A 13,818-nucleotide genomic window follows, 5' to 3' on the forward strand; every position below is an offset into this window, starting at 1 on the left:
ACCAGAGCCTCCTGCCGAGCCGGTGGCGGGACGCCTCGTGACAGGTCTTCCCTTGTGCGGTTGGAAGACCGTGCTACGCTCACCTCGTCCCTGCTCGGGGAGTGTTCTTGCCTATGCCCAAAACCCTCGTCATCGTCGAGTCGCCCGCCAAGGCCAAAACCATCGAGAAGTACCTCGGAAAGGGGTACGCGGTGGAGTCGTCTATCGGGCATATCCGCGACCTGCCCAAGCGTGCCGCCGATATCCCTGAGAAGTACCGCGCCAAAGCCTGGGCGCGGCTCGGTCTCGACATCGAGGACGACTTCCGGCCCCTGTACGTCGTCTCGCCTGAAAAACGCCAGCACGTCGCTCGCCTGAAGAAGCTGGCGGCGGAGGCCGACGAGATCATCCTCGCGACCGACGATGACCGTGAGGGCGAGAGCATCGCCTGGCACCTCTACCAGGAACTCAAGCCCAAGGTGCCGGTCAAACGAATGGTCTTTCACGAGATCACCAAAGAGGCGATCGAGCAGGCGATCAAACATCCCCGCGACATCGATATCAACCTCGTCGAGGCGCAGGAGGCCCGCCGGGCGCTCGACCGGCTGTACGGCTACGAGGTCAGCCCGGTGCTGTGGAAAAAGGTGGCACCAAGACTCAGCGCGGGCCGCGTGCAGTCGGTGGCCACTCGCATGCTTGTCGAGCGTGAGCGCGAGCGAATGCGCTTTGTAAGCGGGACGTGGTGGGATCTGCTGGTGACCGCCCGTACGGCGCAGGGCGCGACCTTTCCCGCCCGCCTCACCGACGTGGCTGGGCGGCGGCTCGCGACCGGCAAGGATTTTGACCCCCTCACCGGCAAGCTCAGGCCGGGGGTGGAGGTGCGGCTGCTGGACGAGGCGGCCGCGCGCGCACTCGCCGAAAGCCTCCAGGGAGAGCGCCTGAGCGTGACGAGCGCAGAGGAAAAAACCTTTACGCAGCGGCCCTATCCACCCTTTATCACCTCCACCCTGCAGCAGGAGGGGAGCCGCAAGCTGGGCTTTGCCGCCACCCGCACCATGCGCGCGGCGCAGCGGCTCTACGAGGGAGGCTACATCACCTACATGCGCACCGACTCCACCACCCTCTCGGGGGAGGCCGTGAACGCAGCCCGCGCGCAGGTTCAGGCGATGTACGGCCCGGAGTACCTGAGCCCGCAGCCGCGTGTGTACACGAAAAAAGCCAAGAACGCGCAGGAGGCGCACGAGGCGATTCGTCCTGCCGGAAGCAGCTTTCGCACGCCCGACTCGCTGCGCGGCGAGCTCACAGGTGACGAGTGGCGCCTCTATGACCTCATTTGGAAGCGAACGGTCGCCTCACAAATGGCGGACGCGCGGGGCCGCAGCCTGCGGGTGCGTTTGACCGGCACGGCAGGCGGAGAAACGGTAGGCCTCAGCGCTTCGGGGCGCACGATCGATTTTCCCGGCTTCCTGCGCGCCTATGTGGAAGGGAGTGATGACCCCGCCGCCGCCCTGGAAGACCGTGAGACGCCGCTGCCGCCCCTGCGGGAGGGCGAGCGCGTGACCGCTGAGGGCGTGCAACCAGAACGCCATGAGACGCAGCCTCCCGCCCGCTACACCGAAGCCAGCCTGGTGCAGGCGCTGGAGGCGGCGGGTATCGGGCGGCCCTCCACCTACGCCTCGATCCTGGGCACCATTCAGGACCGGGGCTACGCGGTCAAAAAGGGCCAGGCGCTCGTTCCGACCTGGACGGCCTTTGCGACCTCCGCCCTGCTGGAAGGGCACTTTGGACAACTGGTGGACTACGACTTCACCGCGCGGATGGAAGAAGACCTCGACGATATCGCGGGCGGGCGAGCGCGGCGGGTGCCGTATCTGCGCCGCTTCTACCTGGGTGAGGGCGGCGAGGGGATGGCGCTGCGCCCCCTGATCGACTCCAAGATGGGGGAGATCGACGCGCGGGGGATTGCCACCATCCAGGTGCCCAGGCTGGAAGGCACCGGGATTGAGGTCCGGGTGGGCCGCTACGGCCCCTATATCCAGCGCGGTGAACACAAGGCCAACCTGCCCGAAGACCTCGCGCCCGATGAGCTGACGGCCGAAAAGGCCGAGGAGCTGCTGCGCCGCCCCACCGGTGACCGCGTGCTGGGCACCGATCCCGCCAGCGGGGAGCCGGTGGTGGCCCGTGCCGGGCGCTACGGCCCCTACGTCACGTTGGGCGAGGGGAACCCGCCGCTGCGTACGGCCAGCCTGTTTCCGGGCGACGACTTGGGCAGCATCACGCTGGAGCGTGCCCTACAGCTGCTCAGTCTCCCGCGCCTGGTGGGCGTGTCGGAGGGCGAAGAAATCTGGGCGATGAACGGCAAGTTCGGGCCGTACCTGAAGCGGGGAAATGACTCGCGGAGCCTCGCTCACCACGAGCAGCTTTTGACCATCACCTTGCCCGAGGCCGAAGCGCTCTTTCTGCAACCGCGTTTTCGGGCGCGGGGGACTGCGGCTGCCCCCCTCAAAACCTTTGAGTATGAGGGGCGCGCGCCCATCCTGCTGAAGTCGGGCCGCTACGGGCCCTATCTGACGGACGGAGAGAAGAATGCGACCCTGCGCCCGAGCGAGGAGGGGGCGAGCCTGACCGCCGAGCGTGCCCTGGAGATTCTGGAAGAACGCGGCAAGGCGCCGAAAAAGGCCGCACAGAAGCCGGTCAAGACGAACCGGGCGTCGTCTCGGGCGAAGACCAGCAAGACGGTCACCAAGGCCGCTCCCAAAAAGACGGCGGCTCAGGCGAGCCAACGGACGGCTTCCCGCCCGACAGCCTCCAAACCCGCCTTCACCTGGGCCGACCTCAAGCCGTACCTGGGGGTGCTGAGCGAGCCTGAGCGCCTGCTGCTGACCGCCACCCGCGAACAGGGCCGCCGAGTGGAGGACGTGGCTCCCGCGCTTGGTCTGGACGTGAACAAAGCCAAGGGCCTGGCGCTTCAGGCGAGCAAGAAGCTGAACCAGGCGGCGCGCGGAGCGTAGGAACGGAACGTGCCTGCGCGCTTGCCACGGCCGGAGCCCCCACAGGCGCTGCACTTGGCGCGGCTGGCCCAGGGCACACCGGGGGAGTGGATCACGCTGCCCGGCGGTCTGCTGCGCGTGCTGGCCCTGAGTGGGAAGGTGCGCGGCCCGGCCGTATCCGGCTGGCTCACTTGCCTGACTGGAGAAGCGCTCGTGGACCTGCCGCACCGTGAGTTTGTGCGGTTGCGAGCAGCGGAAGGGTACCTCCTCACCGTGACCGAAGCCTGGGAGGCGCTTCCCCTCAAAACCGGCACGGTGCTGCTGCTGGTGCCGGACGCCCCGGCGGGACGCCTGCCGCCCCCGGCCGGTGCTAGCCTGCCCTCATGACTGCGCCGATGCCTGCTGCGGGAACCGCGATTCTTCACAAGGCCGCGTCCGGCGAGCGCCTCAGCGCCCCCGAAATCGAAGCGCTGTACCACCTGCCGCTGCCCGAGGTGGCTGCTGTGGCTCACGAGCTGCGCCTGGCGCGCACCCGCCCGGACGTTGTCACGTTCCTGATTGACCGCAACATCAACTACACCAACATCTGCAACGTGGGCTGCAACTTCTGCGCCTTTTACCGCACTCGGCGGCAACCGGACAGCTACACCCTCACCTACGAGCAGATCAGTGCCAAGATCACCGAGCTCGAGGCCGCAGGTGGTACCCGCATCCTGCTGCAGGGCGGCGTGAACCCGGCACTGGGCCTCGAGTACTACACGGGTCTGCTGCGGCACATCAAGGCGCGTCACCCCGGCATCAGGATCGACGCCTTTTCTCCTGAAGAGGTGCTCTTTATGGAAAGGGCGTTTGGTCTCACGCTGGACGACGTGCTGAGCACGCTGATCGAGGCGGGCCTGGACGGGTTGCCTGGGGCGGGCGGTGAGATTCTGGAAGACGAGGTGCGCCAGCGAGCAGCTCCGGCCCGCATCCGCTCCGAGGACTGGTTTCGCATCATCGACGCGGCGCAGCGGAGGGGCCTGTACACCATCAGCACGATGGTGATCGGCTTTGGGGAGACGTACGCGCAGCGGACCCGCCACCTCGTGCAGCTCCGCGAGCAGCAGGACCGAGCGAACGCCCTGTACGGCGGGAATGGCTTTTCTGGCTTCGCCATGTGGACCCTTCAGACCGAGCACACCCGCCTGCACGGCAAAGCCCCCGGTGCCAGCGCCCACGAGTACCTTCAGCAGCTCGCGATTGCCCGCATCGCCCTGGACAACGTGCCCAACATCCAAGCGTCCTGGCCGGGGCAGGGCTTCAAGGTCGCGCAGGCATCGCTGTACTACGGCGCGAACGACCTCGGCTCCACGATGATGGAGGAGAACGTCGTCAGCGCGGCGGGAGGGCACGGGCGGCACAAGGCCACCGTGCGCGAGCTGATTCGCATTGCCGTCGACGCCGGCTTTACGCCCGCCATCCGCAACAGCCGCTTTGGCATCATCGAGTGGCCCGACGTGGCGGCGTACCTGGGCCGCTCCGAGGCGAACCCCGAGGCGGAACGTGCCGTGGGGGCGGCGGGGTAGGAAAAGGAGCTGGGGCAGAACGCGCTGGCCTGTTGGCCTGGCTACGCTGCGCCGCCCAACTGCGCCCGCTGTTCCAGGTCATCCAGCGCCTGCTCGTAGAGCTCCTGGGAAAGCCCCGGCACCACCGCGAGAAAGGTGGCCGCATCCTCCAGCGTGGCGTGCGTGCTGCCGTGCTGCCAGCCCGGGCCTTCCACCACCAGCCGCACGCCTCCCGCCCCGATCAGGAACCGGACGCGGCCCTCTCCGGTTCGGGTGTCGCTGAAGTGACGGGTTACCTTCATGCCACGAGCGTAGGGGCCAGGGGTGAGGCGCGCATCCGCCAAAATGATGAGGGCTCAGCGGGCACGGGACTGGGGGGAGACACGCCCCCAGTGAAGGGGCCGCGTCTGCAGTGGAGGGGCCGGGCTCGGCCGGGAGCCCCCCTCGTTCAGCCGGAGATTGTGGCGAGCCTGTCTCGCTGCGAAGTACGTCATGGCCGCCAGGACCGCTGCGGCAAACCAGAACATCCAGACCATCTCGGGCCTCCTGCGGACCAGCCTAGGGGGCCAGACCGAACGGTACCTTTCGTGTTCCTGAAGGGAGGGGGGGGAGGGGAGACTGACCTCGTCGTGTGAAGTGCGCGCCTTCAGCGGTGGGCCCGTGATGAAGCGCCCCCTAGCCTGCGCTCACGCACCTCCCCTCCCGATCCGCCACACTCGCAGGCGTGGCCCCTCGTATCGCTGGTCAGAAGGTTCTCGCCATCGTGCTCGCGGGGGGCAAGGGCAGCCGCCTTTCGCCCCTCACCACCGAACGCGCCAAGCCTGCCGTGCCGTTCCTGGGCACCTACAGGCTGATCGACTTCACCCTTTCCAACCTGGTCAATAGCGGCCTTCAGGATGTGTGGGTGATCGAGCAGTACCTCCCCCACGGCCTGAACGACCACCTCTCGGGCGGGCGGCCCTGGGACCTGGACCGCACACGCGGCGGCTTGGTGGTCATGCCGCCCTTTTCCAGTCCTCAGAACGAGGAGGGAGAGTTCGCGCAGGGCAACGCGCACGCCCTCGCCCAGCATGCGGGGCTGATCCGCGAGTTCGGACCGGACGTGGTGCTCGTGCTCAGCGCCGACCACATCTACAAGCTCGACTATTCTGACGTGATCCGTGCCCACGTGGAGCGCCGCGCGAGCGTCACGATGGTCACCACCGAGGTCGAGGAGGCGCAGGCCAGCCGCTTCGGCAACGTGCGGGCGGGGACGCAGGGCAAGGTCACCGAATTCGCCTACAAGCCGGACGAGCCGCTGGGCCCCACCGTCACCGCCGAGATTTTCGCCTACGACGCCGCTGTTTTGCTGGAGACCCTGGCCGAACTCGAGGCCCAGGGCGAGCTCGGAGACTACGGCGAGCAGCTTCTGCCCGCCCTGGTCAAGAGGGGTGACGCCTACGCCTTCCCGCTCAAGGGGTACTGGATGGACGTGGGTACACTGGGGGCCTACTGGCAAGCCCACCAGGACTTCCTGGACGGACGCGGCTTTCCGCTCGACACGCCGGACTGGCCCTTTATCACCAGCAGCATCTCGCGGCCGCCCACGCGGATCGAGGGGACCGCCCGTCTGGAGCAGGCCTTGGTGTGCGGGGGGGCGGTGATCGGGGGCGAGGTCATCCGCAGCGTGGTCGGTCCGGGTGCGGTGGTGGAGGCGGGGGCGGTCGTGCGGGACAGCGTTGTGCAACCCGGCGCGACCGTGCGGGCCGGGGCAAGGGTGCGCCGCGCCATCCTGGACCAGGAGGTGACCGTGGAGGCGGGGGCCGAGGTGGGGGGCGGGGGTGCGGACGGCCCGCCCGCCGTGATCGGCGCCCGCACGACCGTTCAGGCCGGGGCCAAGGTGGAGGCGGGCCTGATCGTCGAGCCACGCCGGACCGTTCGCGCGGGCGAGGAGGCGCAGGTGACGAAGGAGCCGGAGGGGGATGACCGAGCCGGGAAATAAAGCCGCCAGAAAACGCTGCCTGTATCCCCTTTTGCCCCCGTGCCTTTCCCGTACACTGGCGGGCTGATGACGGCCCCCACCCCCGCCCCCCACACGCTTTCGGTCGCGCCCATGCTGGACTGGACTGACCGGCACTGCCGGGCCTTCCACCGCACGCTGACCCGGCGGACCCTGCTGTACACCGAGATGGTCACCACCGGAGCGGTTCTGCATGGCGACCGCGAGCGGCACCTAGGCTTCGGTGCGGCCGAGCAGCCCGTCGCCCTGCAGCTGGGCGGGAGCGACCCGGCGGCACTCGCCGAATGCGCGCGGATCGCCGAGGACTGGGGCTACTGTGAAGTGAACCTGAACTGCGGGTGCCCCAGCGACCGTGTACAAAGCGGCTCTTTCGGGGCTTGCCTGATGGGGACGCCGGACGTGGTGGCCCGCGCGGTGGAGGCGATGCGCCGCGGCACGTCCCTCCCCGTCACTGTGAAGCACCGCATTGGGATCGACGATCTGGACAGCTACGAGCACCTCACGCGCTTCGTGCGAACGGTGGCGGAGGCCGGGTGCGAGACCTTTATCGTCCACGCGCGCAAGGCGTGGCTCTCGGGTCTCTCTCCCAAGGAGAACCGCGAAATCCCGCCCCTGCGCTACGAGGTGGTGCGGCAACTCAAGGCCGACTTTCCTCACCTGACGGTCGTGCTCAACGGCGGCGTGCTCACGCTGGAGGCCGCGCGGGAGCACCTCACCTGGGCGGATGGCGTGATGATCGGCCGCGCCGCGTACCAGGACCCCTACCTTCTCGCCGCCGCCGACCGCGACGTATTCGGGGAAGACGCCACCCCACCCACCCGCCGTGAGGCCATCGAAGCCTTTTTGCCCTACGTCGCCGCACAGCTCGCCAAGGGCCAGCCCCTCCACCGAATGATGCGGCATACCCTGGGCCTTTTTGCAGGTCAGCCCGGCGCTCGTCACTGGAAGCGCACCCTCAGCGAGTGGGGGCACCGGCCCGGCGCGGGGCTGGAGGTGGTGCGGGAGGCGTTGAGCGGGGTGCCGGACAGCGTGCTGGACGCCCGGCTTGACGTGGTTTCCTCGCTGACCTCACATTGGGACTCAAGACCTGCCGGAGATTCCGGTGCGCGGCGCCCCGTTCCCGCCCCTTTCCAGGCGCCCGCAGAAAGCGAGCCCGTATGACCACCCCGACCCAGAACGAACGGAACAGTGACCCCGTGACCCGCAGCCGGGCCTACTTCGCTGGCGAGTGGCGCAGCACGCCCAGGACCTTCGAGGTCATTCACCCCGGCAACCTGGAACCCATCGGCGCAGTGGCCGACTGCACCGCCGACGACGCCCGCCGGGCCATCGACGCCGCCGAGGCTGCCCTGAGGGAATGGCGCCGGGTCAACCCGTACAGGCGCGGCCAGGTACTGCGCCGCTGGCACGACCTGATGTTGACGCACAAGGAGGAGCTTGCCCGCCTGATGACGCTGGAGATGGGCAAGCCGATCACCGAGACGCGCGGCGAGGTGCACTACGCGGCCTCCTTTATCGAGTGGTGCGCGGAGGAGGCCGGACGTATCAGCGGCGAGCGCATCACTATGCGGTTTGACCACAAGCGCGGCCTGACGAGCCTAGAGCCCGTCGGCATCGTCTACGCCGTCACCCCCTGGAACTTCCCCGCGGGCATGGTCACCCGCAAGGCCGCCCCCGCCCTGGCTGCCGGGTGCGTGATGATCCTCAAGCCCGCCGAGCAGAGCCCGATGACCGCGCTCTACCTGGCCGAACTGTGGCTGGAGGCGGGCGGCCCGGCAAATACCCTGCAAGTCCTGCCCACCAGCGACGCGGCGGCCTTCACGGTCCCCTTCATGGAGGACGAGCGGGTCCGCAAGCTCACCTTTACCGGCAGCACCGCCGTCGGACGGCTGCTCTACCAGCAGGCCGCGAGGACGATCAAGCGCGTCTCGCTGGAACTCGGCGGCCACGCGCCCTTCCTGATCTTCGCGGACGCCGATCTGGAGAAGGCTGCGCGCGAGGTGATCGGTTCCAAGTTTCGCAACGCCGGACAGACCTGCATCAGCACCAACCGGGTGTACGTGCAGCGCGAGGTGGCGCAGGAGTTTACCGACATTCTCACCGCGAAGACGGCCCAGCTCGTCCTGGGAGATCCCCTCCTGGACACCACCAACGTCGGCCCAGTGGTCGAGCAGGCGGGCCTGGACAAGATTCAGGCGCAGGTGGAGGACGCCCTGCGGCGCGGCGCGAAGGTCACCGTCGGTGGCCACGTGAAGGAGGGCTTGTACTTTCAGCCCACGGTATTGACCGATGTGGCTGAAGGCAGCCTGATCCTGCGCGAGGAAACCTTTGGCCCGGTGGCGCCCGTCGTGGTGTTTGGCACCGAGGAGGAGGCCCTGCGCCTCGCCAACGACAGCGAGTACGGCCTGGCCGCCTACGCCTACACCCGCGACCTGAGCCGCGCCTGGCGGGTGGCCGAGGCGCTGGAGTACGGCATTGTGGGCATCAATGACGGTGTGCCGAGTGCCGCCTCACCCCACGTGCCCTTTGGCGGCATGAAAAACAGCGGTGTGGGCCGCGAGGGCGGTCACTGGGGCCTGGACGAGTACCTGGAGACCAAGTTCATCAGCATGGGGCTGGACTGAGGCCCACTCTCTCCGGGCTCCTCCTTGGGAACGTGGGAGACTGGAGCATGCTGCCTGAGGAACCGAACGTGGCCGCCCTGCCGCTTGCCGGGGTGAAGGTGGCGGACTTCACCCGGGTACTGACCGGCCCCTTCTGCACCATGCTGCTGGGGGACCTGGGCGCCGACGTGATCAAGGTGGAACCCCCCGGGGGCGACGACACCCGCGCCTGGGGGCCACCCTTTCAGACCTCGGAGGGGGGCAAGGAGTCGAGCTACTTCCTGAGTGTGAACCGCAACAAGCGCAGCGTCGTCCTCGACCTCAAGACGCCGGAGGGCCGGGAGGCCGCGCGGCGCCTGATCGCGCAGGCGGACGTATTGGTCGAGAACTTCCGCCCCGGCACCTTTGAGCGCCTGGGCTTTGGCTGGGACGCCCTGCACGCCGAATTTCCCCGCCTGATCTACGCCAGCGTCTCCGGCTTCGGGCAGGACGGGCCGTACCGCGACCGCGCCGGATACGACGTCATCGCGCAGGGCATGGGCGGCCTGATGAGCTACAACGGCGACGTGGGCGGGCCGCCCGTTCGGGTCGGCGTGGCGGTGGCGGACGTATTCTCGGGGGCGCTTCTCACCCAGGCGATCCTGGCGGCCCTCTATGGGCGGGAACGCAGCGGGCGGGGACAGCGGCTGGACGTGAACCTGCTCGAAAGCGTGATCGCGCTGGGCAGCAGCCAGGTCGGGCGCTACCTTACGACCGGCGAGGTGCCGGTGCCCATCGGCAATGATCACCGCAGCATCGTCCCCTACGGCACCTTGAAGTGCGGGGACGGCTTGATCAATGTCGCTGTGGGCAACGACGCGCTGTGGCGCAGGTTCTGCCAGGCGCTGGAGCTGACCGAGCTGGGGCGCGACCCCCGCTTTGCCACCAACGAGGGCCGGGTGCGGCACCGCGAGGAGCTGGATACCCGCTTGCTGAGCGGGCTGGCGCGCTTCACACGCGCGGAGATCATGGCGCGGCTGGACGCGGCGGGGGTGCCCTGCGGCCCGGTCAATAACCTGGCGGAAGTTTTTGCAGATCCGCACGTGCGGGCGCGTCACGTCGCCGTCTCGGTCCCGCACGCCTCGCTGGGCACCACCACCGTCACCGCGCCCCCTTGGGACATCGGCGGGGCAAGGCCCCCGGTGCGCCGCGCCCCGCCCACGCTGGGCCAGCACACGGCGGAGGTGCTGCGGGAACTCGGCCTCGCGGAACCCGCCGGGAACGCAGACTGATCTTCTCCCGGAACATCTGATAGAAAGACCGCGACCTTCCCCATCTCTTCCTGCGGTTGGAAGCTGGCCGCTCGCCCTTCAAGGAGTCCCCATGCTCGATTACTTTCAGGCCCGCAGCCTGCTCGGCCCCGACGAGCAGCTCGTCATGCAGAGTGTCCGCTCGTTCGTGGACAGCGAACTCATGCCCCGGATCGCGGAGTGGTGGGACCGCGAGGAGCTGCCCGTCCGCGAGGTGATGCGCGAGTTTGGCCAGATGGGCCTCCTGGGCCCCACGGTTCCCGAGGCGTACGGCGGCGCAGGCGCCACCTACAGCGCCTACGGGGCGATGATGTACGAGCTTGAGCGCTGTGACAGCGGCCTCAGGAGCGCGGCCAGCGTGCAGGGCAGCCTGGTGATGCATCCCATCCACGTCTACGGCTCTGAGGAACAGAAGCGGGAGTACCTTCCCGGCTTGGCCTCCGGCGAGCTGATCGGCTGCTTCGGCCTCACCGAGCCCGACGGCGGCTCCGACCCCGGCGCGATGCGCACCCGCGCCCGCCGGGACGGCGGTGACTACGTCCTGAACGGCAACAAGATGTGGATCACCAACAGCCCCGTCGCGGACCTCGCCGTCGTGTGGGCCAAGGATGATGCGGGCGTGGTGCGCGGTTTTATCGTCCCCCGGGACGCGAAGGGCTTCTCCACGCCCAAGATCCAGCGCAAGATGAGCCTGCGGGCCTCGGTGACGGGCGAGATCGTGCTGGAAGACTGCCGCATTCCCGCCGAGAACCTGCTGCCCGGTTCGGACGGCCTGAAAAGCCCGCTCGGCTGCCTCACCTCCGCCCGCTTCGGCATCGCCTGGGGCGCGATGGGGGCGCTGGAGGCCGTGTACGAGACGGCGCTGGCGTACACGACGGGCCGCTCCACCTTCGGCAAGCCCATCGCTCAGCGCCAGCTCGTGCAGGACAAGCTGGTGCGGATGGTCACGGACCACTCGGCAGGGCTGCTTCTCGCCGTACAGCTGGGCCGCCTCAAAGACAGCGGGCGGATGACCTTCGGGCGGGTGTCTGTGGCCAAACGGAACAACGTGCGGGTGGCCCTCAATGGTGCTCGTCTTGCCCGCGAGATGCTGGGCGGCAACGGCATTACCACCGAATACCCGGTCATCCGCCACATGCTCAATCTGGAAACGGTCGACACCTACGAGGGCACCCACGACATCCATACGCTGATCGTGGGCCGGGACGTGACGGGCCTGAACGCGCTGGAATAGCGAGGCGCTCCTTCCGCGTCCCGTTGCGGGGGTCAGCGGGTAAAGTCGGGTTCGGCGTCCAAGCTCCTCACCCACGCGGCGATGAGGTCGATGCAGGCCCGCACGTCACGCGCGTCCACCATCTCGTTGGGGGAGTGCATGTAGCGGTTGGGAACGCTGACGACCGCCGCGGGGACACCGGAGCGGGAGAGGATCATGGTATCTGCGTCGGTGTACGTCAGGCGCGGATTGGCGCTGAGGGTGTAGGGAATCTCTTTTTCCTGTGCGGCGGCGATCATCTGCCGCAGGATGACCGGGCTGGTGAGCGGGCCGACCGCGAGGTTGGCACCGGAGCCGAAGGGCACCACGCCGTACTTCTTCTCGCTGACACCGGGTTGCCGCGTTTCGTGGGTCACGTCCACGGCGACGCCCGCGACTGGCCTGAGGCGGTGACTCCCCACCTGCGCGCCGTAGCTGCCGATCTCCTCCTGGCTGGTGCCGACAGCGACGACGCGGTGCTTCAGGTCCTCGCCCCCCAGGGCACGCAGCGCCTCCAGCACGATAAACGCGCCCACTCGGTTGTCGAGGGCACGGCTCACGATCTTGTCTCCCACCCAGAGCGGCTCCTGCTCGATCACGCCGGGTGTGCCCACGGGGATCCGGGCCCGCGCCTCCTCCTGGCTCAAGCCCACGTCAATCCAGAGGTCTTCCAGCCTGCTGGCCTGCTTGCGTTCCTCGGGGTCGAGCACGTGAATCGCCTTTTTGCCCACCACCCCGATGATGTCCCCATCCGGCGCGAGCAGGCGAACGCGCTGGCCCACCAGCACCTGTGGATCCCAGCCGCCGATGCCCAGCACGCTGAGGAATCCCTCGTCACCCACGTGGCTGACGATCAGGCCGATCTCGTCGAGATGCCCCAGCAGGGCGATGGCGGGCGCGTCTTCTGGGCCAAGTTCGGCGTAGACGTTGCCGTAGTGGTCCTCGCTGACGCGGGCGAAGCCACTCGCCTCCCGCTTCCACACGTCGGCGGCGCGGCGCTCGAAGCCTCTGGGTGCTGCCTCGCGCAGCAGGGCGAACAGGAACTCGCGGTTGATGTGCTGTTGTTGGGAACTCACGGGGGCGAGTGTACGCCCTGCCGCTATCCTCGCGGTATGGGCCATTCCACCTCCCCCCCAGCGCCCGACGTGCGCGTTCACGTGAACGTGTTCCACCTTTCCGCGCACTCCACCCCTGGGCGCCAGGTCTTTACCTACGTGATCCGTATCGAGAATCACAGCGAGGAGACCTGGCAACTCCTCGCCCGCCACTGGCAGATCGTGGATGCCGGGGGCCGCCAGACGGTCGTGGACGGTGAGGGCGTGGTCGGCGAGCAGCCCGTGATCCCGCCCGGCGGCGTCTTCGTGTACGACTCCTTTGTGACTGTGCAGGACACGCCCGGCCGGATGGAGGGTCACTACGTGATGCAAGACGCCTGGGGAATGCGGGCGCAGGTGCCGATTCTGCCCTTCGTGCTGGAGGTGCCGGGGGAGAGGATGTTGAATTAGAGGAGTTGGCCTGGTGGCTCTTGTCAATCCCCTTTTGGGGTGATATGGCTTTGCGTCCGTAAAACCTCCTCTCGAAAGCTATCTTCCTAGAAGGATGCTTGAGAAGTTGGAAAATGCGGAGTTCAGAGTAGTTGGGTATTTCTGGCCTGGACTGGACATTGGAGCAGTCGTTGATCTATCCGAAATTAGAGATGATGACGTTTGCTTAACTTACGTGCGTCGTCATCGCAGAGTTGAGCAAATACCGCTTACTGTACTTTTGGAGGCTGCATGCAATTGTAATATTAAGTTCTTAAAGCCTCAGGATATTTTTAACTGGGAACTTAAGGCTTTACTTCGAGAAAAACTATCCAAGCCTAGACCTATGACAGACTTTGAACGATTGCAAAAGCAGCGTGCCGAAGCTGCTGCTGTTGAAGAAGAGGAGCGTCGTAGACATCAGGAAGAGAGAGAAGAGTACGAACGTAAATACATTGATAGGAGGACGCATTGCTGGAGGTGTTGGAAATCTCTTTATTCATACAAGGACTGGGTTATCAGTAGCTATGAAAGACCGAAGCCACACCCTGATTTTCCCGTCTTCCCCAAGTGTAGTACTTGCGGTTGGCTAAAATGTTCCTGTGGTGCGTGTGGCTGTGGATAGAGATTAACCGCGCC

12 protein-coding genes are annotated in these 13,818 nt (G+C 67.2%); 10 read left to right on the top strand and 2 right to left on the bottom strand.

Annotation, left to right across the window (positions count from 1 at the left end):
- Positions 1–113 precede the first annotated feature (113 nt).
- Genes topA through mqnC form a run of 3 tightly spaced genes read left to right on the top strand, consistent with a single transcriptional unit; the run spans position 114 to position 4,534 of the window.
- Entirely contained in the window at positions 114–2,990 is a 2,877-nt protein-coding gene (gene topA / locus EI73_RS11225) for a type I DNA topoisomerase (protein ID WP_034388160.1), read from the top strand.
- Between the two features lie 9 nt (positions 2,991–2,999).
- Positions 3,000–3,356 carry a hypothetical protein gene (locus EI73_RS11230; RefSeq protein ID WP_051935500.1) on the top strand — a complete coding sequence of 119 codons (357 nt, stop codon included), beginning with the start codon at positions 3,000–3,002 and terminating at the stop codon, positions 3,354–3,356.
- Positions 3,353–4,534: a cyclic dehypoxanthinyl futalosine synthase gene (mqnC, locus tag EI73_RS11235; protein ID WP_034386769.1), complete on the top strand. Its 1,182-nt coding sequence runs from the start codon at positions 3,353–3,355 to the stop codon at positions 4,532–4,534. Before EI73_RS11230 ends, mqnC begins: the two co-directional genes overlap by 4 nt.
- Before the next feature lie 41 nt (positions 4,535–4,575).
- Here the strand turns inward: mqnC and EI73_RS11240 are convergent, their stop codons facing one another.
- Positions 4,576–4,815: a hypothetical protein gene (locus tag EI73_RS11240; RefSeq protein ID WP_034388164.1), complete on the bottom strand. Its 240-nt coding sequence runs from the start codon at positions 4,813–4,815 to the stop codon at positions 4,576–4,578.
- 422 nt (positions 4,816–5,237) lie between these two features.
- On the opposite strand from EI73_RS11240, the gene EI73_RS11250 reads away from it, so the two are divergent.
- The 5 genes from EI73_RS11250 to EI73_RS11270 all read left to right on the top strand — a co-directional run bounded on the left by EI73_RS11250 (position 5,238) and on the right by EI73_RS11270 (position 11,638).
- Positions 5,238–6,494, top strand: a complete 1,257-nt coding sequence (locus tag EI73_RS11250; RefSeq protein ID WP_034386772.1) for a glucose-1-phosphate adenylyltransferase family protein — start codon at positions 5,238–5,240, stop codon at positions 6,492–6,494.
- A 66-nt stretch (positions 6,495–6,560) separates the two neighbouring features.
- Positions 6,561–7,673 (top strand): tRNA dihydrouridine(20/20a) synthase DusA, encoded by a 1,113-nt coding sequence (gene dusA / locus EI73_RS11255; protein WP_231557326.1) that lies wholly within the window; start codon positions 6,561–6,563, stop codon positions 7,671–7,673.
- Positions 7,670–9,136: an NAD-dependent succinate-semialdehyde dehydrogenase gene (locus tag EI73_RS11260; protein WP_051935501.1), complete on the top strand. Its 1,467-nt coding sequence runs from the start codon at positions 7,670–7,672 to the stop codon at positions 9,134–9,136. The genes dusA and EI73_RS11260 overlap by 4 nt, the downstream gene beginning before the upstream one ends.
- A gap of 47 nt (positions 9,137–9,183) precedes the next feature.
- Positions 9,184–10,386: a CaiB/BaiF CoA-transferase family protein gene (locus EI73_RS11265; protein ID WP_034386774.1), complete on the top strand. Its 1,203-nt coding sequence runs from the start codon at positions 9,184–9,186 to the stop codon at positions 10,384–10,386.
- Between the two features lie 91 nt (positions 10,387–10,477).
- Positions 10,478–11,638 (top strand): acyl-CoA dehydrogenase family protein, encoded by a 1,161-nt coding sequence (locus tag EI73_RS11270; protein ID WP_034386775.1) that lies wholly within the window; start codon positions 10,478–10,480, stop codon positions 11,636–11,638.
- A gap of 32 nt (positions 11,639–11,670) precedes the next feature.
- Here the strand turns inward: EI73_RS11270 and EI73_RS11275 are convergent, their stop codons facing one another.
- Positions 11,671–12,732 (bottom strand): M20/M25/M40 family metallo-hydrolase, encoded by a 1,062-nt coding sequence (locus EI73_RS11275; protein WP_034386777.1) that lies wholly within the window; start codon positions 12,730–12,732, stop codon positions 11,671–11,673.
- A gap of 36 nt (positions 12,733–12,768) precedes the next feature.
- Here EI73_RS11275 and apaG point away from each other — a divergent pair, with 36 nt between their 5' ends.
- Together apaG and EI73_RS16330 are read left to right on the top strand one after the other, a co-directional pair.
- Positions 12,769–13,161: a Co2+/Mg2+ efflux protein ApaG gene (apaG, locus tag EI73_RS11280; protein WP_034386778.1), complete on the top strand. Its 393-nt coding sequence runs from the start codon at positions 12,769–12,771 to the stop codon at positions 13,159–13,161.
- 94 nt (positions 13,162–13,255) lie between these two features.
- Positions 13,256–13,804 (top strand): hypothetical protein, encoded by a 549-nt coding sequence (locus EI73_RS16330; protein WP_156103524.1) that lies wholly within the window; start codon positions 13,256–13,258, stop codon positions 13,802–13,804.
- Positions 13,805–13,818: the final 14 nt, after the last annotated feature.

Source organism: Deinococcus sp. YIM 77859 (assembly GCF_000745175.1).
Classification (GTDB): domain Bacteria; phylum Deinococcota; class Deinococci; order Deinococcales; family Deinococcaceae; genus Deinococcus.

Excerpts from the sequence above, each read along its gene's own strand:
- dusA (WP_231557326.1), top strand. The coding sequence starts at position 6,561 with ATGACGGCCCCCACCCCCGCCCCCCACACGCTTTCGGTCGCGCCCATG.
- topA (WP_034388160.1), top strand. The coding sequence starts at position 114 with ATGCCCAAAACCCTCGTCATCGTCGAGTCGCCCGCCAAGGCCAAAACC.
- mqnC (WP_034386769.1), top strand. The coding sequence starts at position 3,353 with ATGACTGCGCCGATGCCTGCTGCGGGAACCGCGATTCTTCACAAGGCC.
- EI73_RS11260 (WP_051935501.1), top strand. The coding sequence starts at position 7,670 with ATGACCACCCCGACCCAGAACGAACGGAACAGTGACCCCGTGACCCGC.
- apaG (WP_034386778.1), top strand. The coding sequence starts at position 12,769 with ATGGGCCATTCCACCTCCCCCCCAGCGCCCGACGTGCGCGTTCACGTG.
- EI73_RS11240 (WP_034388164.1), bottom strand. The coding sequence starts at position 4,815 with ATGAAGGTAACCCGTCACTTCAGCGACACCCGAACCGGAGAGGGCCGC.
- EI73_RS11270 (WP_034386775.1), top strand. The coding sequence starts at position 10,478 with ATGCTCGATTACTTTCAGGCCCGCAGCCTGCTCGGCCCCGACGAGCAG.
- EI73_RS11265 (WP_034386774.1), top strand. The coding sequence starts at position 9,184 with ATGCTGCCTGAGGAACCGAACGTGGCCGCCCTGCCGCTTGCCGGGGTG.
- EI73_RS16330 (WP_156103524.1), top strand. The coding sequence starts at position 13,256 with ATGCTTGAGAAGTTGGAAAATGCGGAGTTCAGAGTAGTTGGGTATTTC.